45 protein-coding genes are annotated in these 25,478 nt (G+C 70.3%); 41 read left to right on the forward strand and 4 right to left on the reverse strand.

What is annotated here, in order from left to right; translation table 11 throughout:
• Positions 1 to 453 precede the first annotated feature (453 nt).
• The 4 genes from cimA to ACIRA5_RS24180 form a co-directional block, all read right to left on the reverse strand.
• The gene (gene cimA, locus ACIRA5_RS24165) at positions 454 to 2,058 is read right to left on the reverse strand and encodes a citramalate synthase (protein WP_403693619.1); all 1,605 of its coding nucleotides are present in this window, start codon (positions 2,056 to 2,058) and stop codon (positions 454 to 456) included.
• 519 nt (positions 2,059 to 2,577) lie between these two features.
• Entirely contained in the window at positions 2,578 to 3,114 is a 537-nt protein-coding gene (locus ACIRA5_RS24170; RefSeq protein WP_079065152.1) for a TetR/AcrR family transcriptional regulator, read from the reverse strand.
• 211 nt (positions 3,115 to 3,325) lie between these two features.
• On the reverse strand, positions 3,326 to 4,597 hold the full coding sequence (locus ACIRA5_RS24175; RefSeq protein ID WP_403693621.1) for an integrase: 1,272 nt from the start codon (positions 4,595 to 4,597) through the stop codon (positions 3,326 to 3,328).
• A 423-nt stretch (positions 4,598 to 5,020) separates the two neighbouring features.
• A complete protein-coding gene (locus ACIRA5_RS24180) occupies positions 5,021 to 5,458 on the reverse strand; it encodes a hypothetical protein (RefSeq protein ID WP_403693622.1) in 438 nt (145 codons plus the stop codon).
• A 175-nt stretch (positions 5,459 to 5,633) separates the two neighbouring features.
• On the opposite strand from ACIRA5_RS24180, the gene ACIRA5_RS24185 reads away from it, so the two are divergent.
• The 41 genes from ACIRA5_RS24185 (at position 5,634) to ACIRA5_RS24385 (ending at position 25,477) form a co-directional block, all read left to right on the forward strand.
• Entirely contained in the window at positions 5,634 to 5,888 is a 255-nt protein-coding gene (locus ACIRA5_RS24185; RefSeq protein ID WP_403693624.1) for a helix-turn-helix domain-containing protein, read from the forward strand.
• Positions 5,889 to 5,891: 3 nt separating this feature from the next.
• Entirely contained in the window at positions 5,892 to 6,173 is a 282-nt protein-coding gene (locus ACIRA5_RS24190; protein WP_403693626.1) for a DNA-binding protein, read from the forward strand.
• Between the two features lie 89 nt (positions 6,174 to 6,262).
• Positions 6,263 to 6,619 carry a hypothetical protein gene (locus ACIRA5_RS24195; protein ID WP_403693628.1) on the forward strand — a complete coding sequence of 119 codons (357 nt, stop codon included), beginning with the start codon at positions 6,263 to 6,265 and terminating at the stop codon, positions 6,617 to 6,619.
• Complete coding sequence (locus ACIRA5_RS24200; protein ID WP_403693629.1) at positions 6,619 to 6,924, forward strand: hypothetical protein; 306 nt, start codon at positions 6,619 to 6,621, stop codon at positions 6,922 to 6,924. Before ACIRA5_RS24195 ends, ACIRA5_RS24200 begins: the two co-directional genes overlap by 1 nt.
• On the forward strand, positions 6,921 to 7,568 hold the full coding sequence (locus tag ACIRA5_RS24205; protein WP_403693631.1) for a hypothetical protein: 648 nt from the start codon (positions 6,921 to 6,923) through the stop codon (positions 7,566 to 7,568). Before ACIRA5_RS24200 ends, ACIRA5_RS24205 begins: the two co-directional genes overlap by 4 nt.
• Entirely contained in the window at positions 7,565 to 7,786 is a 222-nt protein-coding gene (locus tag ACIRA5_RS24210; RefSeq protein WP_403693633.1) for a hypothetical protein, read from the forward strand. Before ACIRA5_RS24205 ends, ACIRA5_RS24210 begins: the two co-directional genes overlap by 4 nt.
• Entirely contained in the window at positions 7,786 to 8,043 is a 258-nt protein-coding gene (locus tag ACIRA5_RS24215) for a hypothetical protein (protein WP_403693635.1), read from the forward strand. The genes ACIRA5_RS24210 and ACIRA5_RS24215 overlap by 1 nt, the downstream gene beginning before the upstream one ends.
• Positions 8,044 to 8,159: 116 nt before the next feature.
• The gene (locus ACIRA5_RS24220; RefSeq protein ID WP_403693636.1) at positions 8,160 to 8,747 is read left to right on the forward strand and encodes a hypothetical protein; all 588 of its coding nucleotides are present in this window, start codon (positions 8,160 to 8,162) and stop codon (positions 8,745 to 8,747) included.
• The gene (locus ACIRA5_RS24225; RefSeq protein ID WP_403693637.1) at positions 8,744 to 9,115 is read left to right on the forward strand and encodes a hypothetical protein; all 372 of its coding nucleotides are present in this window, start codon (positions 8,744 to 8,746) and stop codon (positions 9,113 to 9,115) included. Before ACIRA5_RS24220 ends, ACIRA5_RS24225 begins: the two co-directional genes overlap by 4 nt.
• Positions 9,112 to 9,411 carry a hypothetical protein gene (locus tag ACIRA5_RS24230; protein WP_403693639.1) on the forward strand — a complete coding sequence of 100 codons (300 nt, stop codon included), beginning with the start codon at positions 9,112 to 9,114 and terminating at the stop codon, positions 9,409 to 9,411. The genes ACIRA5_RS24225 and ACIRA5_RS24230 overlap by 4 nt, the downstream gene beginning before the upstream one ends.
• Positions 9,408 to 9,896, forward strand: coding sequence for a hypothetical protein (locus ACIRA5_RS24235; protein ID WP_403693640.1), 489 nt, complete (start codon positions 9,408 to 9,410; stop codon positions 9,894 to 9,896). Before ACIRA5_RS24230 ends, ACIRA5_RS24235 begins: the two co-directional genes overlap by 4 nt.
• A gap of 22 nt (positions 9,897 to 9,918) precedes the next feature.
• Positions 9,919 to 10,800 carry a helix-turn-helix domain-containing protein gene (locus ACIRA5_RS24240; RefSeq protein WP_403693641.1) on the forward strand — a complete coding sequence of 294 codons (882 nt, stop codon included), beginning with the start codon at positions 9,919 to 9,921 and terminating at the stop codon, positions 10,798 to 10,800.
• Entirely contained in the window at positions 10,797 to 11,141 is a 345-nt protein-coding gene (locus ACIRA5_RS24245; protein WP_403693642.1) for a hypothetical protein, read from the forward strand. The genes ACIRA5_RS24240 and ACIRA5_RS24245 overlap by 4 nt, the downstream gene beginning before the upstream one ends.
• Positions 11,142 to 11,168: 27 nt before the next feature.
• Positions 11,169 to 11,456 carry a hypothetical protein gene (locus tag ACIRA5_RS24250; RefSeq protein WP_403693644.1) on the forward strand — a complete coding sequence of 96 codons (288 nt, stop codon included), beginning with the start codon at positions 11,169 to 11,171 and terminating at the stop codon, positions 11,454 to 11,456.
• Positions 11,453 to 11,626: a hypothetical protein gene (locus tag ACIRA5_RS24255; RefSeq protein ID WP_403693645.1), complete on the forward strand. Its 174-nt coding sequence runs from the start codon at positions 11,453 to 11,455 to the stop codon at positions 11,624 to 11,626. Before ACIRA5_RS24250 ends, ACIRA5_RS24255 begins: the two co-directional genes overlap by 4 nt.
• A complete protein-coding gene (locus ACIRA5_RS24260) occupies positions 11,623 to 11,919 on the forward strand; it encodes a DUF6011 domain-containing protein (protein ID WP_403693647.1) in 297 nt (98 codons plus the stop codon). Before ACIRA5_RS24255 ends, ACIRA5_RS24260 begins: the two co-directional genes overlap by 4 nt.
• Positions 11,916 to 12,539 (forward strand): hypothetical protein, encoded by a 624-nt coding sequence (locus ACIRA5_RS24265; RefSeq protein WP_403693648.1) that lies wholly within the window; start codon positions 11,916 to 11,918, stop codon positions 12,537 to 12,539. Before ACIRA5_RS24260 ends, ACIRA5_RS24265 begins: the two co-directional genes overlap by 4 nt.
• Positions 12,540 to 12,580: 41 nt before the next feature.
• Entirely contained in the window at positions 12,581 to 12,820 is a 240-nt protein-coding gene (locus ACIRA5_RS24270) for a hypothetical protein (protein WP_403693650.1), read from the forward strand.
• 99 nt (positions 12,821 to 12,919) lie between these two features.
• The gene (locus tag ACIRA5_RS24275) at positions 12,920 to 13,096 is read left to right on the forward strand and encodes a hypothetical protein (RefSeq protein ID WP_403693651.1); all 177 of its coding nucleotides are present in this window, start codon (positions 12,920 to 12,922) and stop codon (positions 13,094 to 13,096) included.
• The gene (locus ACIRA5_RS24280) at positions 13,096 to 13,305 is read left to right on the forward strand and encodes a hypothetical protein (protein WP_403693653.1); all 210 of its coding nucleotides are present in this window, start codon (positions 13,096 to 13,098) and stop codon (positions 13,303 to 13,305) included. The genes ACIRA5_RS24275 and ACIRA5_RS24280 overlap by 1 nt, the downstream gene beginning before the upstream one ends.
• On the forward strand, positions 13,302 to 13,634 hold the full coding sequence (locus ACIRA5_RS24285; RefSeq protein WP_403693654.1) for a hypothetical protein: 333 nt from the start codon (positions 13,302 to 13,304) through the stop codon (positions 13,632 to 13,634). Before ACIRA5_RS24280 ends, ACIRA5_RS24285 begins: the two co-directional genes overlap by 4 nt.
• Positions 13,631 to 13,777, forward strand: a complete 147-nt coding sequence (locus ACIRA5_RS24290; protein ID WP_403693656.1) for a hypothetical protein — start codon at positions 13,631 to 13,633, stop codon at positions 13,775 to 13,777. Before ACIRA5_RS24285 ends, ACIRA5_RS24290 begins: the two co-directional genes overlap by 4 nt.
• Before the next feature lie 9 nt (positions 13,778 to 13,786).
• Positions 13,787 to 14,299 carry a hypothetical protein gene (locus ACIRA5_RS24295; protein WP_403693658.1) on the forward strand — a complete coding sequence of 171 codons (513 nt, stop codon included), beginning with the start codon at positions 13,787 to 13,789 and terminating at the stop codon, positions 14,297 to 14,299.
• Entirely contained in the window at positions 14,299 to 14,631 is a 333-nt protein-coding gene (locus ACIRA5_RS24300; RefSeq protein WP_403693660.1) for a hypothetical protein, read from the forward strand. Before ACIRA5_RS24295 ends, ACIRA5_RS24300 begins: the two co-directional genes overlap by 1 nt.
• A gap of 100 nt (positions 14,632 to 14,731) precedes the next feature.
• Positions 14,732 to 14,932: a hypothetical protein gene (locus ACIRA5_RS24305; protein WP_403693662.1), complete on the forward strand. Its 201-nt coding sequence runs from the start codon at positions 14,732 to 14,734 to the stop codon at positions 14,930 to 14,932.
• Between the two features lie 112 nt (positions 14,933 to 15,044).
• Entirely contained in the window at positions 15,045 to 15,254 is a 210-nt protein-coding gene (locus ACIRA5_RS24310) for a hypothetical protein (RefSeq protein WP_403693664.1), read from the forward strand.
• A gap of 139 nt (positions 15,255 to 15,393) precedes the next feature.
• Positions 15,394 to 15,657 carry a hypothetical protein gene (locus tag ACIRA5_RS24315; protein ID WP_403693666.1) on the forward strand — a complete coding sequence of 88 codons (264 nt, stop codon included), beginning with the start codon at positions 15,394 to 15,396 and terminating at the stop codon, positions 15,655 to 15,657.
• Between the two features lie 147 nt (positions 15,658 to 15,804).
• Complete coding sequence (locus ACIRA5_RS24320) at positions 15,805 to 16,098, forward strand: HNH endonuclease (protein WP_403693668.1); 294 nt, start codon at positions 15,805 to 15,807, stop codon at positions 16,096 to 16,098.
• A 591-nt stretch (positions 16,099 to 16,689) separates the two neighbouring features.
• Complete coding sequence (locus tag ACIRA5_RS24325) at positions 16,690 to 16,866, forward strand: hypothetical protein (protein WP_403693670.1); 177 nt, start codon at positions 16,690 to 16,692, stop codon at positions 16,864 to 16,866.
• A gap of 123 nt (positions 16,867 to 16,989) precedes the next feature.
• Positions 16,990 to 17,265 (forward strand): hypothetical protein, encoded by a 276-nt coding sequence (locus ACIRA5_RS24330; protein ID WP_403693672.1) that lies wholly within the window; start codon positions 16,990 to 16,992, stop codon positions 17,263 to 17,265.
• Positions 17,228 to 18,790, forward strand: a complete 1,563-nt coding sequence (locus tag ACIRA5_RS24335) for a terminase large subunit domain-containing protein (RefSeq protein ID WP_403693674.1) — start codon at positions 17,228 to 17,230, stop codon at positions 18,788 to 18,790. Before ACIRA5_RS24330 ends, ACIRA5_RS24335 begins: the two co-directional genes overlap by 38 nt.
• Positions 18,791 to 18,799: 9 nt before the next feature.
• Positions 18,800 to 20,020, forward strand: coding sequence for a phage portal protein (locus ACIRA5_RS24340; RefSeq protein WP_403693676.1), 1,221 nt, complete (start codon positions 18,800 to 18,802; stop codon positions 20,018 to 20,020).
• Positions 20,017 to 20,688 carry an HK97 family phage prohead protease gene (locus ACIRA5_RS24345; protein WP_403693678.1) on the forward strand — a complete coding sequence of 224 codons (672 nt, stop codon included), beginning with the start codon at positions 20,017 to 20,019 and terminating at the stop codon, positions 20,686 to 20,688. Before ACIRA5_RS24340 ends, ACIRA5_RS24345 begins: the two co-directional genes overlap by 4 nt.
• A gap of 137 nt (positions 20,689 to 20,825) precedes the next feature.
• The gene (locus tag ACIRA5_RS24350; protein WP_403693680.1) at positions 20,826 to 22,217 is read left to right on the forward strand and encodes a hypothetical protein; all 1,392 of its coding nucleotides are present in this window, start codon (positions 20,826 to 20,828) and stop codon (positions 22,215 to 22,217) included.
• A gap of 73 nt (positions 22,218 to 22,290) precedes the next feature.
• A complete protein-coding gene (locus ACIRA5_RS24355) occupies positions 22,291 to 22,572 on the forward strand; it encodes a hypothetical protein (protein ID WP_403693682.1) in 282 nt (93 codons plus the stop codon).
• Position 22,573: 1 nt separating this feature from the next.
• Positions 22,574 to 23,179, forward strand: a complete 606-nt coding sequence (locus ACIRA5_RS24360; protein ID WP_403693684.1) for a phage gp6-like head-tail connector protein — start codon at positions 22,574 to 22,576, stop codon at positions 23,177 to 23,179.
• A gap of 9 nt (positions 23,180 to 23,188) precedes the next feature.
• Positions 23,189 to 23,638: a hypothetical protein gene (locus ACIRA5_RS24365; RefSeq protein WP_403693686.1), complete on the forward strand. Its 450-nt coding sequence runs from the start codon at positions 23,189 to 23,191 to the stop codon at positions 23,636 to 23,638.
• A complete protein-coding gene (locus tag ACIRA5_RS24370; protein WP_403693688.1) occupies positions 23,638 to 23,820 on the forward strand; it encodes a hypothetical protein in 183 nt (60 codons plus the stop codon). The genes ACIRA5_RS24365 and ACIRA5_RS24370 overlap by 1 nt, the downstream gene beginning before the upstream one ends.
• Positions 23,820 to 24,554 carry a hypothetical protein gene (locus tag ACIRA5_RS24375; protein WP_403693690.1) on the forward strand — a complete coding sequence of 245 codons (735 nt, stop codon included), beginning with the start codon at positions 23,820 to 23,822 and terminating at the stop codon, positions 24,552 to 24,554. The genes ACIRA5_RS24370 and ACIRA5_RS24375 overlap by 1 nt, the downstream gene beginning before the upstream one ends.
• Before the next feature lie 6 nt (positions 24,555 to 24,560).
• Positions 24,561 to 24,971 carry a hypothetical protein gene (locus ACIRA5_RS24380; RefSeq protein WP_403693691.1) on the forward strand — a complete coding sequence of 137 codons (411 nt, stop codon included), beginning with the start codon at positions 24,561 to 24,563 and terminating at the stop codon, positions 24,969 to 24,971.
• Positions 24,971 to 25,477 (forward strand): hypothetical protein, encoded by a 507-nt coding sequence (locus ACIRA5_RS24385; RefSeq protein ID WP_403693693.1) that lies wholly within the window; start codon positions 24,971 to 24,973, stop codon positions 25,475 to 25,477. The genes ACIRA5_RS24380 and ACIRA5_RS24385 overlap by 1 nt, the downstream gene beginning before the upstream one ends.
• Position 25,478: the final 1 nt, after the last annotated feature.

Genomic DNA, 25,478 nt, shown 5'->3' on the forward strand with positions numbered 1-25,478 from the left:
CCGGCCCCGTCCTCCAACGCCGAACGGGCTGGGGGTGCGGGCCGAGGCGGGTGGGATCGCGGGGGCGGGTGGGGCACCGGCCCCCGGCCCCGTCCTCCAACGCCGAACGGGCTGGGGGTGCGGGCCGAGGCGGGTGGGATCGCGGGGGCGGGTGGGGCACCGGCCCCCGGCCCCGTCCTCGAACGCCGGACGGGCTGGGGGTGCGGGCCGAGGCGGGTGGGATCGCGGGGGCGGGTGGGGCACCGGCCTCCGACCCCGTCCTCGAACGCCGGACGGGCTGAAGGGCGCGGGCCGGGGGGTGGGGGTACCTGCCATCGAGCGCCGGACGACCCGAGGTCTTCAGGGGCGCGGGGAACTGCGCGACCAGCCCCCGCCCGGCCGCCGGACGAACGGACCGGCCGGGCGGGGGAGGCGGGGCGCGGCCCCCGCCCGGGGGCCCGGGTGGTGGGGCGGCTACTCCGCCGGTTCTACGCCCGCGCGCAGCAGGCCGTACGTGTACGCGTCCTCCAGCGCCTGCCAGGACGCCGCGATCACGTTCTCCGCGACGCCCACCGTGGACCACTCCCCCGCGCCGTCGGACGTGGAGATGAGGACGCGGGTGGTGGACTGGGTGCCGTGCTTGCCTTCGAGGATGCGGACCTTGTAGTCGACGAGCTCCAGCTTGGCGAGCTGGGGGTAGATCTTTTCGAGGGCGACCCGCAGGGCACGGTCGAGGGCGTTCACCGGACCGTTGCCCTCCGCCGTGGCGACGATGCGCTCGCCCTTGGCGAAGAGTTTGACGGTGGCCTCGTTGGCGTGGGTGCCGTCGGGGCGGTCCTCGACGATCGCGCGCCAGGACTCGACCTGGAAGTACGACCGGGCCCGTCCCTCCGCCTCCTCGCGGAGCAGGAGTTCGAAGGAAGCGTCCGCCGCCTCGTACGTGTAGCCCTTGAGCTCGCGTTCCTTGACGCGTTCCACGACGCGGCCCACGAGTTCGCGGTCGCCGCCGAGGTCGATGCCGAGTTCCTTGCCCTTGAGCTCGATCGACGCGCGGCCCGCCATGTCGGAGACCAGCATCCGCATGGTGTTGCCGACCTGCTCGGGGTCGATGTGCTGGTAAAGGTCCGGGTCGACCTTGATCGCGGAAGCGTGCAGGCCCGCCTTGTGGGCGAAGGCCGAGACGCCGACGTACGGCTGGTGCGTGGAAGGGGTGAGGTTGACGACCTCGGCGATCGCGTGCGAGATGCGAGTCATCTCGCGCAGGGCGCCGTCAGGGAGGACCTTCTTGCCGTACTTCAGTTCCAGGGCGGCCACGACCGGGAACAGGTTCGAGTTCCCGACCCGTTCGCCGTAGCCGTTCGCGGTGCACTGCACGTGGGTCGCGCCCGCGTCGACGGCGGCCAGCGTGTTGGCGACCGCGCAACCCGTGTCGTCCTGGGCGTGCATGCCGAGCCGGGCGCCGGTGTCGGCGAGGACCGTCGCGACGACCGCATGGACCTGGGCGGGGAGCATGCCGCCGTTGGTGTCACAGAGGATGACGACATCGGCGCCCGCCTCCGAGGCCGCGCGGACGACCGCCTTCGCGTACTCGGGATTCGCGCGGTAGCCGTCGAAGAAGTGCTCGCAGTCGACGAAGACCCGGCGGCCTTGCGAGCACAGGTGGGAGACCGTGTCGCGGACCATCTCCAGGTTTTCGTCGAGGGTGGTGCGCAACGCGAGTTCGACGTGGCGGTCGTGGGACTTGGCGACCAAGGTGATCACCTGGGCGCCGGAGTCGAGAAGGGCCTTGACCTGCGGGTCCTCGCTCGCCTTGCCGCCCGCGCGGCGGGTGGCGCCGAACGCGACCAGCTGGGCGTGCTTGAAGTCGATCTCCTGCTGGGCGCGGGCGAAGAACTCGGTGTCGCGTGGGTTGGCGCCGGGCCAGCCGCCCTCGATGAAGCCCACGCCGAAGTCGTCCAGGTGCCGTGCGATGGCCAGCTTGTCCGCCACGGTGAGGTTGATGCCCTCACGCTGCGCGCCGTCGCGCAGGGTCGTGTCGAAGACGTGGAACGAATCGTCGAGCTCGCTGGTTTCGGTCATGGTGTTCGGCTCCTGATGTCGGATCTCGGTCTGTACCGGAATGACCGGCTCCACCGTCCTCCAATGATCCCTCGCGCTCCCTTCCCGGCTTGAGGTGGGCCAGGAAAACGAAAAACCTCTCGCGGGTGCGAGAGGTCTGCGCGCGGGTCGAGGACGACGATGTCCGCCCGTACGTGGTGGTACGTGGCGGTCACTGCGGACCGGCGCGCCTGCTGCCAATAATCATGGCGAACGAGAGCACGGGGGCAGTCTGGCACATACCGCCCCCGTGCTCACGGGTCGTCTCAGGATGCGAGCCGCGCCGTGGGCTCCGGGGAGGGTTCCCGGCCGGGGCCGACCCGGTCGAGATCCAGGCCGCGGGTCTCCCGCATGGCGACGTAGACCACCACACATAGGGGACGCCAGGGGCGAAGCCGCCCCGCCAGCTGCCCGGCGGTGGCGGTGGCCGGCAGGTGGCCGCCGGCCGCCCGGCCGGCGGCGTCGTGCGGCCCGGGCCGCCGAGGGTCACACGAGTGACGGTCAGCTCAGGGATTCGTCCAGGAACTCCCTCACGTGGCGCAGGATCCGCTCTCTGTCCGTTCCGCGCAGTCCGATCGCCACATGGATGGAGAAGCCGTCGAGCAGGGCCCGCAGCCGGGCGGCGCAGCGGTCCGGGTCGACCGGCCGGAACTCGCCGCGCGAGACACCCTCGGCGAGCAGCGCGACCAGATCGCGGTGCCAGGCGCCCTCGATGGCGACCTGCCGCTCGCGGGCGGCGTCGTCGGCGTTCTGCGAGCGGTTCCAGACCTCCAGCCAGAGCGTCCAGTGCGGGTCGCGGTGGCCGTCGGGGACGTACAGGTCGACGTACGCGTCGAGCCGCTCACGGGCGGTGCCCCGGGCGGCGAGCAACCGGCCGCGCTCGGCGCCGAGCCGCCCCTCGCTCCACTCCAGGGTCTGCAGCAGCAGCTCGTCCTTGGAGTGGAAGTAGTAGAGGAGATGACCGCTGCTCATGCCGACCTCGCGGCCGAGCGCCGCCATGGTGAGCTTCTCCAGACCGCGCTCGGCGATCATGTCCATGGCGGCTGCCAGCACGTCCTCGCGCGGAGGCGCATTCTTCCTCCGCGGCGTGCTGTCCCCTGCCACGTGCGACTCCTGGTTCAGATCCTCGGCTGCTGCTGGGTGATGCAGTGGATGTCTCAGGCAGTGAGCACGGAATCCCGTTGACCAGCGGCGACGCCCATTCTCCCACACCCGATGGGAGAGGAATGGGAGTTAGCCTCTGTCCCGCTCACGCAGTGAGCTTCCCCCGGCTCTCATTCTCCCAGCGCTTCTGCAGCACGTCGGTGATCTGTCGTTCCATCTTCGGCGTCACCGAACGGTACACACCGCGAACGCCCTGGACGACGTGGCCGAGCCGCTCCTCGATCGCGATGTCCGAGACGCCGTCCTCCTCGAGGTGCGGGCCGTGGGCGTGCCGGACGAGGTGGATGCGCTTGCCCTTGAAGGACTCCACCGCGGGGAGCTTCGGCCGGCTGTACCTGCCTTCCCGCTTTTTGCTGCCGTCCCGCACCGGCCGCCAGTAGTACGTGTGGAAGTCGGTCGTCAGCAGGTTCTGCCCGGACATCGCCGGGAACGCCCACTCGGAATCGTGAGAGTCGAGCAGCTGCTTATGGAGGTCGGCGAGGAAGGGCGGTATCACCAAGGTCCGGACGCTGCCGTATTTCGGCAGCGCGAGAGTGGGCACGCCCTTTTCCTCAGGCCGGTCCGGGTCCTTCACGTATTTGTACTGCCACGCCACCCTCATCACCGGCATGGGGTCCTCGCCGCCATACCTCTTGAGCGCGTCCTCGCGGAGTTCGTCATCCTCTTCCGAGGCCGGCCAGTGGCCGCCCATGAATTCCCGGCGGAGCCCGAACATCTCACCGAGGCGCATTCCGGTGTAGGCCTTCGTCAGCTGGAAGACATAGCCCGTGAAGCCCCAGACCTCGAACGCGTTCTCCGCCAGCTGGTGAAGGTCGCCGGTCGGCACCTCCACCTTCTTCTCCCGGGTGGGCCGCACGTACCGGCCGCGCCGGCGGTTCTCCTTGGGGACCGGCGAGGCGGTGATGAGCGGCGGCTGATGGCTGACCGCGTCGTCCATCAGCATCCCGAACAGGATGCGCATGTCCCGCGCGTAGTTCTCGGAGTACTGCCGCTTCAGTCGCTGCATCCACGCCCGGTAGCCCATGGTCGTGATCTCGTTCACGGCCATCTCGCCCCACTGCGGCAGGATTTGAGCGCGCAGCCGCTTGCGGTAGACGTGGATGGAGGTGGGGTCCAGCTCCTGGGCGGACAGCCAGAGCCACGCCCACTCCTTGAAGAGGATGCGACCGTCCGAGCGGGCGACGTACCGGCCATTACGGGCCTCCGACTCGCGGTCGAGGCCGTAGTCGTAGGCCTGGTCCTCGGTCCAATCGGTGCGGCTCTTCGAGTCGAAGATCTTCCGCCCGGTCTCCGGGTCGGTGCGGTACGTGTCCCATCGGACTCGGACGCTGCCACCTCGCCGCTCTACCCACGGCATTGCTACCCCCACGGTTCTGTGAGCCGGAGCCGCCGACGGGCACCCCTGCCGTCGACCCTCCGTCGTGACTGCGGTCTACTGCGCCCGCCCCACAGGGCATCCGAGGCACTTCCCGCAGTCGATCCCCTGACCCTTCAGCCCTTGCCGGACGCGCGCCTGGATTCGCGCCTGGCACGAGGCCTTCGGGGTCAGGATGCACACCATCTGTCCTGCTACTTGGGTCGCGAATCCGTAGAACCCCGGCCCCAAATCCCTATAGATGACGTGACTCACCGGTCCCCCATTTCTATCGCGGGACCTCCCCGGGTGGATCAACAGCGTGACACGGCGAACACTTGCGCGGGAGAGGGAAAGTAAGGATTCCTCACCCTCGGAACGTAACAATCCGGTCACGGTGCAAAGTTGCACGGCGGGCATCTTGACTTACTCCTCCTCCGGCAGGACCCCCTTTTCCCTCAGCGTCTCCACGATGCCCTCGGTCAGAGCTTGCAGGTCACCGATCGGCAGCCCGGGAGCGGCGACCAAGGCGGAGTCGGCGACCGCCTTGCGTACCACTTCCTCGGCTGACGGGCCGGCCCACGCCGCCGGCGGACGCACAGTCACGGCCGTGCCGTCCTCGCTGTAGTCCGCGACGACGGGTTCACCACCCTCGCCGATGGCGAGGCAGCTGCCGGATACCCACTGGAGCGCGCGGTCGATCTTGACGTATGTCGAGTCGCGAGTCGTCTGACCTTCCTCGACACGCTGCCACGTGTCCTTGGAGATGCCGACGGAATCCGCCGCCGCTTTGCGGGAGGCGAAGAGATCCATCCGGCGAGCCTTCACGTACTTCGCGAGGCGATCGAGATCGCGAGTTGCCATGTCGACATGGTGCCAGCGCAGGCCAGTTCCAACCAGTTCCATGTTGGAAATCGGCTGGTTTTTACCCAGGTGAGGCTAGGTAAGGCTCACTAGGCCTATGCGGCTGAGGTGACGCGAGCCGATTCAAGGCTAAGTAGAGCTAGACAGCGAGGCTAACTAGAGCTAACTTCGTCTCATGCACCAACCGCTGACCTTCGAGGTCAACGGGGACGCGATCCGCGAGGAGCGCATGCGTGCGGGGATGAGTCGCTCCGACTTGGCCGCAGTGGTGGGGATCAGCCCCCGCTACGTCGCCCACCTGGAAAAAGGCACCCGCAGACACATGGGCCCCCGTCCGTACCAGCGCCTCCGTGCAGCCCTCGGAGCGACCGACGAACGGCTTACCGCGCAGGCCCGCCCCACCGAGCCCCAACCGCCAGAGAGGAAATGAGGCATGGCCACCAAGGCCTACGAGCTCTACGGGATTCCCACCGCCCCCGAGAGCCCGACACAGGACGTGATGAGCGTCCAGGAGACCGCCTACGTCATGAAGTGCTCGGTCTCCTGGCTGCGCCGGTTCCTGAGGGACAACCGCGACCTGCACGGCTACAGCGGTCGCCGCATCGTCACCGACAAGGCCGACCGCGCCGCGATCTACGAGGCGATGCGAGCCGGTACGCGCAGGACGGGCCGGCGTGCTGCCGCCCGCCGCCGCCGGGCTCCGGCCGTCGCCTGATCCACCCCTGAACACGCCGAAGGGCCGCCCGCTTTGACCGGCCTGGCGACCCCCGACCGGCGCCCTACCAACCAGAAAGCAGGGTCACCGTGACCTCTGAGATTACCGCCCCGATCAGCGGACAGCGCTCCGCGGTCCAGGTGCTCGCCGATCTGATCGTCCAGCACCCCGAGCTGCCCGCCGCGTACATCACCGTCAACCTGCCGTGGAAGGGCGCGCCGTCGAGGCTGGACCTTCAGCTGGGCACGCCCACCGATTTCGAGCAGTGGCGTACCGCCCTCGGAATCGCCCCCGCCTTCGTGAGCTTGCACCCCTCCGGCAGGGACTCGTGGGTCACCGCCGATGGGGTCCGGGACGGCATCCACATCAACGTCTCCGCCCACGGCATCCTGCTGACCAACGACCAACTCGACGCCCCGCGCCTCACCCGCGAGGTGTCCGCCTGATGCGCGCCTACGACTTCTGGACCAAGACGGGCACCGCCGAGTCCGGTCCGTACCCGATCGCGAGTCTCTCGCTGCGTCCGAGTGCGGCCGCGACCGCCAACGAGTTGCAAATGATGTTCCCGTCGGCGATGCCGATCGAGGAGCAGCTGGCCGTCGCGGATCGTGTTCTGGCTGGCGTACAGCGGTGGCGGGACGGGATCGCCGAGGCGGCGACCCGGCACAGGACGGCCGAGGACGAACTCGCTGCCGCCCGCGAGGAGATCGCCCGCCTGCAGGCGGAGCGGGACGGCGGCGATGCCGAGTGAACACGAAGCGCGTGAACACCGCGGCGGACGTGATCCTGGCCGCGCTCACCCAGAACCGCACGGCCGCCGGCATCGCCCTCGCGCTGGAGTCCGCAGGCCTGCTGCTGACAGCGGATGTGCAGTCGGAGCTGAACGCCTTGGACGGCGCTCGGCTCTCACTGTGGGAAGAGGAGTGTGCTTCCGAGCGGCTCCGGGTGGCGTTGGAGTCGGCCAAGCGCGGGCGCCGGGAGCTTCGGGCGCGGGGCGCCAGGCTGGAGGGCGCGGCCGTCGAGGGGCGGGCCGCTCTCGCCTCCCTCTGCTACGACCTCGATGACCCCGGGACCGCCGCGCTCGGCGCGCTCTACCTGCTCCAGCAGGCAACGGTCGGCACCGTCGTCCAGCCCCTGGAGACCACGCCGACCGTCTACCGGGCGTCGCACGACTCGATCGCGATGGGCCTGTACATCACGGCCGCTGCCGCCCGCGAGCACTGCGAAACGCTCATGCGCCGCGAGTCTCCGGACATCAACCTCGACTGGATCGAGGACGAAGAGGACGGCGTCGCCGAGATGACCGCCTGGCTCGGCGGCGAGGAGTGCACGACGGGCTACGTCGTCACCGCGCTGGCCATCGCGTCCGCCTACGACCCGGATGCCGACGAGTGAGCGCCACCGAGTGGCTCCTGTGGCTGGCCTCCGTGTGGGCCGTCTTCCTGGCCTTCGCCGCCGTCGACGTGCCCAGTCTGCTCGGCCGCGCCGCCGACCAGCTGCGGCAGCAACACACCCCGCACTGGGCGCGGCATGGGCACACGCCTCCGCCCGACGACACCGACCCGCAGCACGGCCGCCACCGCGTCGCCACAATCAGGAAGGACGGCCACTGATGACCGGACCGGAGCACTACCGCGAAGCCGAGCGCCTGCTCAAGCTCGCCCACCGCAACACCTACGGCGACGCGAACAACCCGGCCACCGGTGCAGCGCTCGCCGCCGAGGCACAGGCGCACGCGACCCTCGCCCTCGCCGCCGCCACTGCCCTTGTGGATCCGGCCCGTTCGGCGCCGCGGTCCACCGTCCCGGACATGAAGGCCTGGGCGTCCGCCGCGGCGTGCCAGGCCGATCCCCTCGACGAAATCGCCTGACCACCTGAAGGGCCGCGTCGAGTCTCCCCCCAGGCTCTGCGGCCAGCCAGGCCCCGCCCACGACTTCCCCCAACGGGGGCGGGGCCCTGGTACCCCACACCCAGAAAGGAGTAGCGGTGAGCGTTCTCCTGCTCCCGCCCGCCACGTACAGCGCTGTCAGCCTGGACATCGAGGCCCTCACCGACGGGCCGCGCTTCGTCCGCACCCGCGGGATGAGCCGCTGGCACCGACCCCGCTCCGGAACGCGCTACCCCAAGGGCCGCGTCGTGTACGGCTGCTGGTGCGGGTACGGCGTTGGCGGCAGCGAGCGCGCCGGAGCCTTCCTCGCCGCAGACGAGCCGCCCGCAGGCGAGCCCGTGTGCGGTACCTGCGAGGGCCGCGCCGCCGGTGCCGGGCAAAACGAGAGCCCGACCGGCCGCCTGCTGCTCTTCAGCCCGCGCGACATCGACCCGCCGAAGAACTGCCCCGCCTCCCGCAGTTCCCTCTACGAGGAACTCCCTGGCGGGCGCGTAGGTCGCTGCCTCGCTTGCGGCGACATGCAGCCGCTGCGCGCCATGGGCGGCCCCTACAACCCCCGATACGCCATCGTCCAGCACCTCACCGGCCAGGCCCTCGTGGCGCCCTGCCCGTTCCACCGCTGGCGCGAACTCACCACGCGCGACGGCCGAGTCGTCTGCGCCTGCGGAAGGGAGATCACCCAGTGACCCAGCAGTTGCAGTTCTCCGAGCCCGTGCAGGGCGCTGTCAATCCGGACGCCGGGGAGACCGCGAAGGTCGACGGCATGGCCCTCGCCGAGGCCAACACCCCTACTGCCTGGGCCGACGCGTGCGCCGCCGCCATCGAGGAGATGGCGCGCCGCGGCGCCGAGTTCCAGGCCGCCGACCTCATCGCCGAGCAGCTGCTTGGCGAACCCGACAGTCCCAACCGGTGGGGGCCCGCGTTCCTCCGTGCCGCCGCGGCCGGCGTCATCGAGGCGCGCGGCTACGCCAAGTCGAAGCGGGCCACCGTGCACTCCTCTATCTGCCGCACCTGGCAGGGCACCGCGGCCTACCGCGCCGGGAGCGCCGCATGATCGCCGACGCCGTGAACACGGGAGTGGTGGTCATGGGCGGGGCCATCCTCGCCGTGGCGTTCCTCGCCACCCTCGCCGCCCTGATCCTGATCGCCATCTGTGCCGCCATCTACAGCGCCATCGCCCGGCGTTGTAGGGCCCGTCGGCACGACGTCGGACCCGACGCGCTCCGCCTGCTCGAAGACCTCGACAAGCACCTGGACGCCTTCGCCCTGGACGACCCGGAGGTGGCGGCCGGCCTCGCCCGGCTGCGCGCCGCCATCCGTGACGAGCGGCAGAAGGGCGGTGCGTCATGACGGAGCAGCCCACCGCGACGACCAACAGCGCTGGGTCCATCCGCCGGGTGCAGGCCCTGGCCGTGGCGGGCTGGCCGCTGGCTCGGCTAGCCCGCGAGACCGGCCAGTCGCCCACCAGCATGACCCGGCTGATGACGGCCACGACCGTGCCCGTCGAAACGGCCCGCGCGGTGGCCGCCGTGTACGCCCGCTACAGCATGGCCAGTCCGGGACTGTGCGGAGTCCCCCTCATCCACGCCCGGGCGGCCCGCGAACGGGCCACCGCTGCCGGATGGGCGCCGCACGGCGCGTGGGACGACGACACGATCGACGACCCCGCCGCCATCCCGCAGTGGACCGGCCACTGCGGCACCACCCGCGGGGCCGATCTCCACGCGCGGCACGCGATCCCTCTCTGTCCTGCCTGCGAGGGCGCTCTGCACCGGCGCCAGCTGCGCAACGCCGCCCGCGAACTCCGCGCCGTCCTGTCCACCACCCGCGCCTGAACGAGCTGAGAGACAGATCGAGTTGAGCACTGACGACCGCGTGCAGAGCGCCCGCAACGCGTGGACCAACGCCCTCCGGGCCGAGGTCCTCCGCGTGGGCCGCAGCATCCCCGAGGTGGCGCGCGTCGCGACCGTGGGCATGTGGATCGCCACCTACGCGGACGCCGACGGCTCGAACAGCTTTCCCGGGCGCGACACCCTCGCCACCCTGTCCGGCTGCTCGCAGGAGACCGTCACCCGCGCCGTGAGGGTGCTGATGGGTGTCGGCCTGCTCGCCCGCCGGCGCCGCCCGAACGCCTCCTCGATGTACCAGCTGGTGATGCCGCTCGGTGGCGGCCTGGACTGGGCGTCACACATGCACCACATGACCGACACCCGGCAGCGGAAGGCCTACGCGAAGAAGAAGGCAGAGGACCTCGCCCGGGCTGTGGACAACGCCCGGACAGCGTCCACAGACGCTGTGGATAACTCGTCGGAAAGCGTCAGTGGACGCGGTCCGGACAGCGTCCGTAGCGGGGGTTCCGAACGCGTCCCGCAGGATCCGGACAGCGTCCATGGACGCCCCCGGAAAGCGTCAGTGGACGCCATCCGGACAGCGTCCGTAGCGGGGGTCTACCAGTACAGATCTACCTCCGGTAGAGACCCCATCCCCGACCACAACTTGGCTGGCCTTTCACCTCAGCCACAGCCACGCGCGGGCGAGGCCGTGAAAGGCGAGTCATCGACGGGTGAGGAAGGCCCGGCGGCCAAGCCGCGGGATGCCGCGCTCGCCGCGGTCCGCGCCCGCGCCCCGCTCGCCCGCTGCACCGAACCCGACTGCGGCATCCCCCTGCCCTACGGCGCCACCGGCCTCTGCTCCGGCTGCCGGCAGTTCCTCACCAACAACGAAAGGCACAGCGCATGAGCTACCCCCTCGTCTTCGCCAACCCCGGCGTCCGCCAGTTCGCCGAGGAGGTGGACGCCGAACGCGGCCGCCAGATCGCCAAGTTCGGCGACCAGCACCACCCCGACGGCACCGGCCTGCCCGTCTACGAACACGCTGCCCGCCGCTACCGCGAGCAGGCCGACCGCAACGCTGCCTCGGGTGTGCTCGCGTGGCGTGACGTCTTGCTGGAGGAGGTCTACGAGGCACTCGCCGAGGCCGACCCGGCAGCGCTGCGCGCCGAGCTGGTCCAGGTCGCCGCCGTCTGCGCCGCGTGGATCGCCGACATCGACAGCCGCGAACAGCCCGGCGGGGAGGCGTGAGTCGTGGGCATGCACCAGGGAGCGCCGATGCCCGTCGGCATCCGCCACGCCTTCCGCGCCCGCGCCCACCCCGCCCGGTCCGTGCCCTGCCCGCACGAGAACTGCGGGGCCCGCGCTCACCAGTCGTGCATCGTCCGCGTCAACGGCCGCACGCTGCCGAAGCCGCACCCCTCGCGCATCGCCCTCTGGGCGGTCACCTTCGCCTGCTGCCCCGAGTGCGTGGTCTTGCAGGGCACGCCGTGCCACGACAACGGCAAGCAGCTGGCCGACGCCCACCCCCGCCGTATCCAGGAAGCGAAGGAGACTCTCGCATGACGCCCCTTGAGCGCCTTCTCCTCGAGGAGGTACCCGTCCGGCCCGAGCGTCCCGGCGGTGGCCACAGCCTGTGGACACAGCAGGAGCAGGACCGGCACTGGGAAGACCTGTGCAACGCCGTCCGCAGGCCCGGCGAGAAGCGACCCCAGCAGTCCGAGGCAGCAGCGTGACGGGCGGGGACGGTGCGACCAGCGAGCCCACCGCGTGCATGGCGTGCGGCCGTCCGCTGCTCGACGAGGAGTCCAAGCGGCTCCGCCTCGGGCCGCGCTGCCGCAGGCGCCTGGCGGGCCTCCTGGCGCCCCGGCCTCGCCGGCGCCTCCGCTACCCGCCGAACCACCCCAAGGCGACACCGCCGCCTGCCGTCCACGGCGCCCTCGAACTCTGGGACGACGAGGACGACGACCAGGCCGACGACGGCAGCTATGCGATCCAAGACGTACCCCTGACCGGGAGCTACCTGTGAACTGTGGCCTCTGCGCCGCTCCGACCGCCGGCCGCCACCTCTGCGAGTGGGACGCGCGGTCCCTCGCCAAGCGCCTGGCCGACCTGCCCACTCTGTACGCCGAAGTCGGCCAGTGCCTGGTCCCCCGTCGCTCCGGGTGGGGTGAGATCGTCGCGACACACGGCGCGGCCGGCCCCCGGTCCCCGATCGACGAGGACGTGCTCGACACGGTGAACACGGGGCGCGCCGCCGAAGTGGTGCACCTGTGGCGAGTGGACGTGCAGCGCGAGCGGTGGCCGCACCACGCCCCGCCCCCACCCGCCCAGCTGTACGCCGACTGCCGGTGGCTCGCGATGGAACTGGACTGGATCGTCGCCCACTACCCCGTGGTCGGTGAGTTGGCGCGCGAGGTGCGCACTCTGGAGCGGCAGGCCCGGACGATCGTCGGCGACCCGGCGCCCCGGCCCAAGGAGATCGGCCGGTGCGTCGCCGTGACCGACGACGAGGGCACCGTGTGCGGGGCCGCCATCATGCACGTCGCCGGGCAGTCGCGCCTCTCGTGCCGCCAGTGCGGCACGAGCTACCGGACCGAGACCGACCTGCTCCTGCTGCTGCACTATCAGCCGAAGGGAGTAGCGTGATCCCCTTGCGTCCAACCCCCGGGTTGGATACGGTCATGGGGATGGAACCGAAGCCCTGGCGGGACCGGATCCGCGACGAGGACGAGCTGTTGGCGCAGCTCAACCAACTCGCCTCCGAGTCCGCCGACCGACGCGCCGAGGCGCTACTCGAAGGAGTGGCCGACCTCGGCACCGTCGCCGATGTCGCTCGCGACCTGGGCAAGAGCTGGACCGCCATCGACAAGGCGATCAAGAAGTACGAGAGCAAGAAGGCCACCGGCACCGGGGCCACAACCGAATAGACAGCGAGGGCCGGACAGCAGCTCCCAGGCGTTGGCGCGCCCGGGGCGATCGCACCGCCCGACCCTCCACCGAACTACCTGATACGACCAGGAGTCGGCATGACCGATCATTTCGCGCGCTCCGGCGCGCCCGCAAGTTCCACCGAGGCTGAACGCGTCGCCGAGCTGCACAAGCTCTGCCGCGAGGACTACGAGTCCGCCGCCCCGCGCCGCGGCCAGGACCACCGCGACAACGCCCACCTCATCGCCCCCGCCACCGAGGCGGTGAGCGACTGATGGGCATCCGCGACTTCGCCCGCAGCCTCCGCCCCGGCAACGACCGCGAGCTGGCCGAGACCCAGTACGCCGGCCGCGAGTCCGCCACCAACCGCGCCGCCCGCAAGCGCCGCGAGAACCACCGCCGCAACATCCCCAAGACGGCCGCCACGAGCGAAGCGTGGGAGCAGCGGGACCGCCGCCGCTTCGGGTTCGGAGGCGGACGATGAGCATGCCGCCTGCGATCGGCAGAGCCGCATCCGTCAAAGTCGACCCGCAGCTGTATGACGACCTGGAGACGATGCTCCGCACCGGTATGACCGTGTCGGACGCCGTGCGTACCGCGGTGTCGATCGTGGCGGGCACCTACCGCGCCGCCTGGGACACCGGACGCTGCCCGGACGGAGTCCGTCCGACGATCACCCGCTACTGGATTGACCGGTATGACGCAGGCGAGGAGCCCGCGCGCGGATCGGTGCAGACCACCGTTCCGACCCCGTACCGCGAGCGTCCGACCACCGGTCCGACGCAGCGTCCGACCGGTCGGACAGATCCGTGATCCTCGTCGGATTCTTCGCGATGGCCGCACTGCTCGCCCTGCTCGGGCTGTGCGCCATCGCCCTCCACGACGTCCCCCGCATCACCGGGACCGTCGCGTTCATCGTCACCCTCGCCGCGCTCGGCGTGGCCATCGTTCGCTGAGGACCCACCTTGAACTACGTCACCTACGGCGGCGTCACCATCGGCCTCTGCATCCTCGGCTACCAGCTCGTCTCCTGGTGGCCCGGCCGCAAGCAGCTCATGAAAGACCCGCTCAAGCACCTGGCCAAGCTCGCCCCGTTCCTCGCCTCCTGGTCCTACGGCTGCCTCACCACCCTCGGCGTCGCTGGGCTCGTCGGCACCGCGTCCAGCGCTGTCCTCGGCCTGTCCAACTGGTTGGGGGATGCGGCCCTGTTCTGGGGCGTCGGCGAGCGTGGCGGCCAGCTCGCCGCTGCCAAGACCTTCACCCCACTGTCCGGACCGGGCGCGGCCCTCGTGCTGATCGCCACCGCCGTGTTCATCGCGGCCGTGAAGAAGGCCAGCCAACAGACAGCGACCGTGCTCAAGTGCGGCGCCTGGTGCGGCATCACCCTCGGCACCTCCGCAGGCGTCGCAGGCGTTGCCGCGGTGCCGCTCGCGATGGCCGCGAACCGCATCGGCGACACCCTGTACGGGGCGTTCTGATGACCCCCAAGAAGCAGGACGGCGAGGAGCCCGAGGAGTCGAGCGGGACGGCCGGCGCGTGCGTCCTGATCGCCCTTGCCGCAGTCGTCGTCGCTGTGACGTTCCGGCTCTCCGCGGTCGTCGGGATCCTCGCCCTGTGGATCGTCGGGGCGGTCGCCCTGTGGCGCGCCACCCGCCGCCGCATGTCCGATTCGTCCGCCACTCCCCCACCCCCCTCCGCAGGGGACGAATACGCAGGTCATAGCGAGGAAATCGACCGCGTCCAAGAGGGCCCGGGGGAGGGGATGACGATCTTGTACCCGCGTCGCCTCGAAGGGGGGTCCAAGTCATGATCCGTCAGCTCCTCGCCCTCACCTACGACTACTGCAAGGTCTGCGGATGGTGGGTCAAAGACTGCGGCCACCCGCAGAGCTGACCGCGCATCATGGAGGCATGGAGTCGCAGATCATCCGCCCCGGCCACCTCACCGCCCACCAGACCGCCCGCACCCTCGGCATCAGCCTCGGAGGCGTCCGCCAGCTCGTCAGGCGCGGCCAGCTCGCCCGGTCCGGCGGCAGCGTCGGCCAACCCTGGTACGCCGTGAAGGACGTCGCCGCTCTCGCCGCAGATCGGCAGGCTGCCAAGGTCGCTTGACCGCAGGTCAGCGACCTGTCACGCTTTCCGCGTACAGCTGTGCCCGCACACGGGCATCACAGACACCCGAGGCCCCGCCACTGGCGGGGCCTTTGTCGTACCCGGAGGCGCCATGCCCGCCACGACCGCGGCGCCCCGGAGCGCCGCCGAGGCCGCCCACCTCCTCGCCAAGACGGGTGCGCACGTCCACCTCGTATCCGAGGGGGAAGCGACCTGTCTGAAGGGGTGCTGCTTCCCCAACCCAGTCACGCTTCCCGTCGCAGTGCTGGAGCGGGCACGACTCGCCCGCATCTCCCTGAACTTCCAGGTCCACCGGCTCTGACCGACCCGCGGACACACGGCGGCGCCCTGGGTGACCTGAACCCCGAGGGCGCCGCCGTGTCACAACCCAGTCGAAAACCTCGCACGCCCGGCACCACAGCGCCACACTGGCCCCTCACCACCACGCACCAGGGGGGACCATGGGGTTCATCAACAACGCCAAGGCTGGCAAGGCCACCGATGAAGCGCGCAAGGCCTACACCGAGGGGCACGGCGTCCTCGTGTACAAGTTCATCGAGGCGAACAAGACCAGCGCGACCACCGCGCCCATGACTGGCATAGGCGAGCAGATCCAGGCCGTGGAGGCCGAAGGCTGGGCGCTCGCCAACATGGCAGCCGCTGAGAGCAAGACCCTCGGCGGCGAACGCATCGGCCTCGTCTGCCTGTTCCGTCGCAGGGTCTGACGCTCCACCACAGAGGTCCCTGACGAGGCTGCCGCTCTCCTGCAACGTGGTGCACCCGGCAGTAATCGAGGGATGCGGTATCCGCAAGGACCGTGGCGGCGCCCCAGTCCCGGGATCCTGGGGCGCCGATCAGCTTCGGGGGTGAGCATGGCCACCGACCGCGGCGAGCTCACCAGCTATGCGTACCGGCAGATACGCGCCCGCATCCTCGCCGCATCCGACGTGTGCATCGTCTGCGGCCACGGTGCCGCCGATGCCGTCGACCACATCCACCCCGCCAGCAAGGGCGGCGCACGCCGCGACCCCGACAACCTCGCACCCATCCACGGCGTAAACGGCTGCCCCATCTGCCTGCGCAAGTGCAACAGCGAGAAGGGCAACCGGCCACTGGCCGACGTCGTCCAACTGCACACCAGCGTCGACTGGTTCGCCGGGCCGTAGAGAGGACGCCATGCACGACCCATTCACTGTCGCTTTCGAGATCCGCAGGCCGTGGCCTAAGGCCGCCGACTGGCGTACTGAGCAGGCTGCCCGCACCGGCACGCGCTGGAACTTCGGCGCCCCATTCTGTGTCCTCGCTGGCCGCGGGCTGTACTTCCCCAGCCTGATCACGATGTGGCACCGCGATCCGTCCGGCTACGACGACACGACCTGCCGTGGCACGCGATGGCGGTGGCACATCCACCACTGGAAGATCCAGGTCAGTCCACTCCAGGAACTCCGCCGACGACTCCTCACCCGCTGCACGTGGTGCCACGGCCGGCACCGCAAAGGCGACGCGGTCAACATCGCCCACCAGTGGGACGGCCCTCGTGGCCACTGGTGGCAGGGCGAGCGAGGCCTGTACCACCGGGACTGTTCGACGATCCATACCGCGCACGCGACGTGTGTCTGCACGGATCCAGTGTTCGATCACGACGGATGGGGGACGTGCGCGCGCTGCGGACGGCACCGAGGCATCGGCACGGAGCCCCGTTGGCTTGCGAGAGCGCGCGACCTGGCAGCAGTGCCGCGAGGCGGAAGAACTCCGCTGTGACACCTGCCGCGCCCAGCCGTGAGGACATCGCACGCTGGCTCAAGGACCCCGGCAACCGCGAGGCCGTCACGTTCGTGCTGCGACGCGAGGCCCGCATCGACCCCGGCTGGCTGGCCGACCTAGTCCGCCGTGAGGACCGGATGATGGAAAAGATGCAGGTCAGAACGATTTGATCTGAGAATCCTGGAAGATCTCGGAAGATTTTTTAGGAAAGATCATCTTCTCAACCCCACGCCCAGCTTTCATTTTTCTCCCCCCGGGCCGAATGCCTGGGAACGATCTTGGAGGGGGGCGGCATGGGCCCCGTGGAGAAGGCCGTCCGGGACGACGTCGAGCAGATGGGCGACCTGGTTGGGGTCGAGCCGTCGCTGTCCGAGCTGGCGTACACGCTGGCCGGCCGGATCGACGCCGCCGCGACCGGCCAGTGCGAGACGTGCGGGGAGCCGGTGGCCCAGGACGACAAGCTGCTGCCCCAGTTGACCCGCGAGCTCCGTCAGACGCTCGCCCAGCTGCTGGAGGGGCGGGCCGCTGACGATGACGACGACCTCGGAGACCTGGCGTCCCCCGACTGAGTTCGCCGAGGACCTCAAGGAGCGCTACGGGCTGGAGTGCCCGCCGCTGTGGGGTACGCCGCGGCATCCGGACCGGCCGTCACTGGGTCCGAAGCTGTGGAAGGTCATGGCCAAGCTCGGCGCCCCGCCGATGCCGTGGCAGAAGTACGTGTCCGATGTCGCCCTGGAGATCGACCCCGCGACCGGGCTGTTCGCTCACCGCGAGGTCGGCATCAGCGTGTCCCGGCAGCAGGGCAAGACGGAGCTGTGCCTCGGTGCCCAGGTGCACCGCGCGCTCGCGTGGCAGCGGCAGAACATCGTGTACGCGGCCCAGACGCGCGGCATGGCGCGGCAGCGGTGGGAAGACGAGTTCTGGGAGAAGATCGTCGGCTCCGACCTGGCCCGTATGGCCCGGATCCGGAAGTCGAACGGCAACGAGGCGATCCTGTGGGGCCGCACGCGCTCCAAGATGGGCATCACGGCGAACACGGAGAAGGCCGGCCACGGGCCGCCGCTCGACATGGGGTTCATCGACGAGGCGTTCGCTCACGAGGACGACCGCCTCGAGCAGGCGTTCAGCCCGGCCATGCTCACCCGCAAGATGGCCCAGCTGTGGTGGGCGTCCGCCGGCGGCACGACGAAGTCGGCGTGGCTGAACAAGAAGCGCGACATCGGCCGGAAGCTGATCGAGGCCCTGTGGGATGCGCTGGCCGAGGACATAGCGGCACCGCGGCCGCGGGCGGCGTACTTCGAGTGGTTCGCCCCCGAGGGCATGCCGCGGGACGACCCGGCGACCTGGTACGCGACGCTGCCCGCGCTCGGGCACACGGTCACGGTCGACGTCATCCAGGCGGAGCTGGAGAAGATGGACCCGGCGGAGTTCGACCGGGCCTATCTGAACCGCACCAGGAAGCCGACCCCGCCGACTGACCCGAACGTGCCGAAGGGCAAGTGGCCTGGCCTGGTCGACGCGGCCAGCAAGCCCGTGGCGTCCAGTGTCGCCTTCGCGATCGACGTGTCGCAGGACCGCAAGCATGCGGCGATCGGCGCGGCCTCGCTGCGGGAGGACGGCAAGGTGCACCTGGAGGTCGTGGCCCACCGGCCCGGTACCGACTGGGTGGTGCCCGCCATGGTGAAGCTGCGCGACCTGTGGAAGCCGGTGGCCGTCGCGGTGGCGTCCTCCGGCGCGCCGGCCGGGTCGCTCATCGACGACCTGGCGGCCGCGGGCATCGAGTCGCCCAAGGACAAGGACCACCCGCAGCGCAGCGACCTGGCTGTCATGCGCTCGGGCGACATCACCGAGGCCTGCGGGCAGATGGCCGACGCGATGAACCAGGGCACTGTCCGCAACATCGACCAGGTACCGCTGACCGCCGCGGTCAACGGGGCCCGCACACGCCGCAACGGCGACGCCTGGCAGCTGGACCGCACGTCGAGCCTGGTCGACGTCAGCCCGTTCTGCGCTGTCACCTTCGCCCGCTGGGCGCTGCTCATCCGGGGCCCGCAGGTCGAAGAGGACTACGACATCAGCGACTCGTTCGCGTGAGGAGGCAGCATGGGCGCCTGGTCGAAGGTGCGGCGCGTCTTCACCCGCGACGCGAACATCGTCACAGCTGAGGATCTGCTGAACCTGCAGCGCGAGGGCCGCCTCGGCGGCAAGACCATCCACGTCAACAACCAGACGGCCTTGAGGCACTCCGCAGTCTGGGCGTGCCTGCGGCTGCGCGCGGACTTGGTGTCCTCGTTCCCCATCGACGTCTACCGCCGCGTACAGGGCATGCAGGTGGAGGTGCCCAAGCCGCCCGTCCTGGTCACCCCTGGCGGCAGCGAGGTCGGCGTCAAGGAGTGGATTTACTCCACCGAGTTCGACCTCGACCGGGCGGGCAACTGCTTCGGGATCATCACCGAACGCTCGGGCGTCATCGGCCCGGACGGGCGGGGCCTGCCCGGGCGCATCGACCTGGTGGAGCTCGGCGAGGTCACCGTCCGCGCCAACGGGTCCCAGATCACGAAGTTCAAGATCGGGGGCAAGGAGTACGACCCGTGGGACGTCTGGCACGAGAAGCAGTACACGATCGCGGGTATGCCTCTGGGCCTATCCCCGGTGGCGTTCGCGGCGTGGTCGATTGAGGCGTCGCTGAACGCGCAGCAGTTCGCGCGGGACTGGTTCGCCGCCGGCATCGTCCCCTCGGGCACGCTGAAGAACACGAGCAAGACGGTCGACCAGCGCAAGGCCCGCGAGGTCAAGGACGGTTTCCGCGCGGCCGTCTCCAACGGCGACGTCTTCGTCCACGGCGTCGACTGGGAGTACAAGCCCGTCCAGGCCGTGACCCAGCAGGCCCAGTTCATCGAAGCCCAGCAGTTCAGCAACGGGGACATCGCCCGGTTCTTCGGCTGCCCCGGCGACCTGATCGACGCGGCCGTCTCGGGCAGCAGCGTCACCTACGCCAACATCTCTCAGCGCAACCTGCAGTTCCTCATCATGCACTTGGGGCCCGCTGTGGGCCGCCGGGAGGACACGTTCAGCCGGAAGCTCGTCTCGGGCCCGCGCTACGTGAAGTTCGCCACGGATGCACTGCTGCGCATGGACCCCGAAACCCGGGCCCGCACCATGGCCAGCCAGATCACCTCGCGGACGCTCGCCCCGTCCGAGGCGCGGGCCCTCGAGGACCGGCTGCCCTACACCGAGGACCAGCTCGCCGAGTTCGACCGGCTGTTCGGCTCACGGTCCGTCCCCGCGACACCCACGACCGCCGTACCGGGAGCTACGCCATGACCACACCTGCGCTCGCCGCGGCCGCGGCCGAACGTGCCCAGAACGTCCGCCAGCGTGCCGACCGCCCCTCGCAGCGCCGCTGTGGCGAGCAGGCAGGCGCCCGGGCCACCGTGCGCGCCGCCCTGTCCGGCGTCCAGGTCCGCGAGAGCAGCGACACCGGCACGCTGGAGTTCCTCGGCCACGCGTCCGTGTACGAGCAGGCCTACGAGATGTGGGACATGTTCGGCCCGTACACGGAGATCGTCACCGAGGGCGCGGGCGGCGACTCGCTGGCGCGCGCCGACCTCGACGTGCCCCTCGTCCTCGGGCACGACCAGCTGCGTCGCATGGCCCGCACGACGACCGGCACCCTGATCCTGGCCGAGGACGCCAACGGCCTGTCGGTGCGCGCGCCCGCTCTTGACCCGGCGGACTACGACGTCGCGTACATCGCGCCGAAGCTGCGGTCCGGCCTCATCGACGAGATGTCCTTCGCGTTCCGCATCGAGTCGGGCCAGTGGTCCCCGGACTACACGGAGTACCGCATCAACCGGTACGACATCCACCGCGGCGACGTCGCCATCGTCGGCTACGGAGCCAACCCGTACACCGGCGCCAGCCTGCGGCAGCCCGCGGCCGCGCCGTCCAGCAGGGCCCGCGCGCTCCTTGAGCTCGCCATCGCCCGCTGACCCCTGAACTCCCCGCCGGACGGCGGGGCCTTGCCCTGCGCTCTGCGCGCACGAGACCACCCGGCGCAATGCCTCGGGTGGCCGTCTGACATGGACCGGGGCGTCGTGTATCCCATCGAGCAAGGAGATGACGAGCCATGACGCTCGCCGAACTGATCGCCCAGGCGCGCACCGCGCTGGACACGGCGATCACCACCCGCCAGAGGGAGCAGGACGCGCTGGTCGCGCTCCGCTCCGACGACAACCTGACCGAGGAAGCCGTCACTGCGCAGGTCACCGTGCGCGACACCGCGGACGCCGAGGTCACCCGCCGCCAGACGGCCCTCGACGAGCTGCTCGCCGAGGAAGCCCGCGAGGCCGAGATCGCCGCGCTGCAGGCGCGCACCACGCCGGCCGCGAACCGCGCCCCGGCCTACGACCAGGTCGTCCGCGTCGGCCAGGAGGAGCGCACCTACCGGCCCGACCAGGACCGGCGCGGCCGCCAGTTCGAGCGGGACGTCGCCAGCGCGTTCCTCGGCAATTACGAGGCCCGTGACCGGCTTGCCCGGCACATGGCCGAGGAGCGTGCCGAGCGCGGCCCCCAGATCGAGGAGCGTGCGGCCGGTACGGGCGCGTTCGCGGGCCTGGTGGTGCCGCAGTACCTGACCGACCTGTACGCCCCGGCAGCGGCCGCACGGCGCCCGTTCGCGGACGCCATCCGGCACCACGACCTGCCCGCGCAGGGCATGACGGTCAACCTGTCCCGCATCACCACGGCGACGTCCACAGCGCTGCAGGCGTCGGAGAACACGGGCGTCTCCGAGACGGACATCGACGACACGCTGATGACCATCAACGTGCAGACCAACGCGGGCCAGCAGACGCTGTCCCGGCAGGCCATCGAGCGCGGCGCCGGCGTCGAACCGGTGGTGCTGGACGACCTGTTCCGCCGCTACTCGTCGACGCTGGACTCCACGCTGCTCAACCAGGCCACCAACGGCCTGACCAACGTGGCCACCGCCGTCGCGTACACCGACGCCACGCCGACCGTGGCGGAGCTGTACCCGAAGACGCTGGAGGCCCTGTCGGGCGTCGAGGCCGCGCTGCTGGACCAGGCGTCCGGCGACAACATCGCGGTCATGCACTCGCGCCGCTGGTACTGGATGCAGAACGGCATGTCGGCCACCTGGCCGCTCATCAGCCAGCCCGGCATCGCCGCGCAGATGTCCGGCGTCAACCTGGGCACGACCTACGGCAGCGGCGTGCGCGGCACGCTGCCCAACGGCACCCCGGTCATCGTCGACAACAACATCGGCACCACCCTGGGCGCGGGCACCGAGGACGAGATCTACCTCGCGGACCGCAACGAGTGCCACCTGTGGGAGGACCCGAGCGCCCCGATGTACATCCGGGCGGAGCAGCCGAAGCTGGCCAACCTCGGTGTCCTGATGGTCGTGTACGGCTACTTCGCGTACACCCACGCCCGCTACGCCCAGGCCCGGAAGATCGCCGGTACGGGCCTGATCGCGCCGACGTTCAGCGGCGTCTGATCCTCCCCGCGGAGGCCCGCCTCGACTCCGGCGGGCCCCCGCGGTCCAGCCCTCTCATCTCAGGAGCGAAGTAGTGAGCGAAGAAGCAAGCGAGCCGGAGACGGAAGACACGATGGTCGCGGCCCTGCTCCGCGAGCGCGAAGGTCTCGTTCAGCGAGGCCTCAAGGACCGCGTCGCCCAGGTCGACGAGCAGCTGAAGCTGCGCGGCTACAAGCCGCCGCGCGGCGGCCGCGCGGGAAGGCCCGCCGAGAAGAAGGCGGACGACACGCAAGCGCCGGCGGAGGCGAAGACCGAGGCCGAACAGCGGGCCGAGCCTCCGAAGGGCCGTACCCAGAAGCCCAGCGAGACCGCCTGACATGGCCACGGAGTACGCCACCCGCGACGACCTCAAGGCGCAGCTGAGCATCCAGGTGGACGACACCAGCCGGGACGCCCTGCTGGACAAGGCGCTCAAGTCCGCGTCTCGCGGCATCGAGCGGACGACCGGGCGCCGCTTCTGGCTGGACGCCACCCCGACGGTGCGCACCTACCGGCTGCACGCCCGGGTCGTCCGTGAGGGAGACGGTGACGTACTCCTGGTCGACGACATCGGCGACACCACCGGCATGGTGGTGGAGAGCGCATCGACCGGGGGCGGATCGTTCGCGACCATCACCGGCAGCTACGAGACGACCCCCGAGAACGCGCTGGCCGACGGGTACCCCATCACCGGCCTGCTGCGGCCCAACAGCATCTGGGGCACGGCCTTCACCCGCATCCGGATCACCGCGAAGTTCGGATGGCCGGCCGTCCCGGACGACATCGCCTCGGCCTGTCTCATCCAGGCCACCCGCCTGTACAAGCGCAAGGACTCCCCCGAGGGCATCATCGGCTCGGCCGAGTGGGGCGTGCGCAACCTCAGCCGCCGTGACCCGGACGTCTGGGCGCTCATCGAGCCGTTCACCTTGCCAGGCTTCGGATAGGGGACGGCTGTGCAGATCTCCGCAGTACGCGACGCCATCGCAGACGCGGCCCGCGCGGTCGTCCTGCCCGAGGGCATCGGCAAGCTGACGTGCACCGGCTACACCCCGGACTCCGTCGTCGCCCCCCAGTTCTTCGTCGCCGAGTACACCCAGGAGTACGACAAGGCGATGGGGCGGGCCCTGGACGAGCTGGAGTTCACCTGCCGGGTCCTCGTCTCCACCTCCGACGACCGGGCGGCGCAGCGGGTCCTCGACTCGATGCTGTCCGGCTCCGGCACGGCGTCGCTCAAGGCTGCGATCGAAGCGGCCCGCGGGGCGCCTGGCGAGTACGCGCTCGGCGGCCTGGCCCACGACCTGCACGTGATGCGGGTGCAGGGCTACCGCTGGTACGAGCACCAGGGTGCCGAGTTCGTGGGCGCCGAACTGATCGTGAAAGTCATCGGGGACGGGAGCAGCTGATGCGGATCCGAATGCTGGTGCAGATGCCGCCCGGGGCCCTCCGCAACGGCCAGCCGTGGCCGGCCGAGGGTGAGACCGAGGACATTCCGACCGGCGAGGCCCAGCACCTGGTGGCGTCCGGGGTCGCAGAGAACGCCGAGACGGCCCCGCGCCGTACCAAGAGCAAGAGGGAGGCCGCCTGATGGGCAAGTTCGTGCTGACCAACGTGCGGCTGTTCACCGGGGGCGCCGACCTGACGGGCGCCTCCAACAAGGTGGAGCTCACCACGAAGATCGAGGAGAAGGAGACCACCAACTACTCCTCGAACGGCTACAAGGAGCTCCTCGGCGGCCTGGCCTCCACCGAGATCCAGGGCGAGGGCCAGTGGGAAGCCGCCGACCCCAGCAAGGTCGACGACGCCTCCTGGACACAGCTCGGCGGTGTGGGCGCCTGGTCCATGGGGCCGAACGGTGCCGCGGTCGGCGGCCTGGCCTACCTCACGAAGGCGCTGCGCTGCGATTACAAGCTCGGCGACGCGGTCGGCGAGGTCGCCCCGTGGACGTCCAGCGGCAAGGGATCGTGGCCACTGGCCCGCGGCCAGTTCGCCCATCCGCCCGGCACCGCCCGCACCGCCTCCGGTACGGGCACTGGGCTGAACCTGGGTGCCGTCGCCCTTGGGAAGCGGATGTACGCCGCGCTGCACGTGCTGTCCGTGGCCGGTACGACACCGAGCCTGACCGGCCGGGTGGAGTCCAGCGTGGACAACACCTTCGCCAGTCCGACGACCCGTCTGACGTTCACGGCGGCCAACACGGTGAGCGGCGAGATTCTGCGCACCGACGGCACGGCCATCACAGACACGTGGTGGCGCGTCGCCTGGACCATCACGGGCACCAGCCCGTCCTTCCTGTTCGCATCCACCCTAGGGATCTGGTGATCTGTCATGGCCAAGATGGTTCTGCTCGCCGAGTACGTCGCGCTGAACGGCACCGACCTGTCCGCCTACACCAAGAAGGCCGAACTCACGGCGAAGGTCGAGGAGAAGGAAGTCACGACCTACGGCAGCCAGGGCTGGAAGGAGGTCCTGGGCGGCCTGAAGTCCGGTGAGCTCGCCCTCGACTTCCTGCAGGATGCGGCCGTGGCCGCCCTCGATTCGATCATGTGGCCGCTGCTGGGCACCGTCGTCACGTTCGAGGTCCGCCTGAGCAACTCCGCTGCCAGCACCTCCAACCCGAAGTACACCGGCAGCGTGCTGGTCAACGGCTGGAACCCCATCCAGGGTTCTGTCGGCGATGAGGCGTCCGTCGGCGTCAGCTACCCCACCTCCGGCGCCGTCACCCGAGCGACGGCCTGATGGCCGGCGGGCCGCCGTTCGAGCTGCGGGCCACGCACGAGGGCCTGGACGCGCTGGTGCGTGCGATCCGTGCCGAGGAGGACGGCAAGGCTCTGCGCAAGGACCTCGCGAAGAACATGCGCGAGGCCCTGAAGCCGGGGGCGGAACAGGCGAAGTCCTCGATCATGGGCATGGTCTCCGTGCATGGCGCAGCCCAGCCCGCGCTGCGGTCGTCGATCGCGAAGAAGATCCGGCCCGAGGTGAAACTCGGAGGCCACTGGTCCGGAGCCCGCGTCAAGGCGTTCAAGACCAAGAACATCCGCGGTTTCCCCAACGCGCCCAAGCGCACCAACAGCGCCCGCGGCTGGCGCCACCCCGTCTACGGCAACCGGGAGAACTGGGTGCACCAGCGGGGCAAGCTCGAATGGTTCGACAAGGCGTTCCGCGGCCGCGAAGGCATGTACAAGCAGGCCGTTCACGAGGCCATGGAGGACATGGCCCGGCGCATCGCGTCCCGGGTCCGATAGG

Origin of the sequence: Streptomyces sp. NPDC096311, from assembly GCF_044763085.1 — a bacterium.
Classification (GTDB): Bacteria; Actinomycetota; Actinomycetes; order Streptomycetales; family Streptomycetaceae; genus Streptomyces.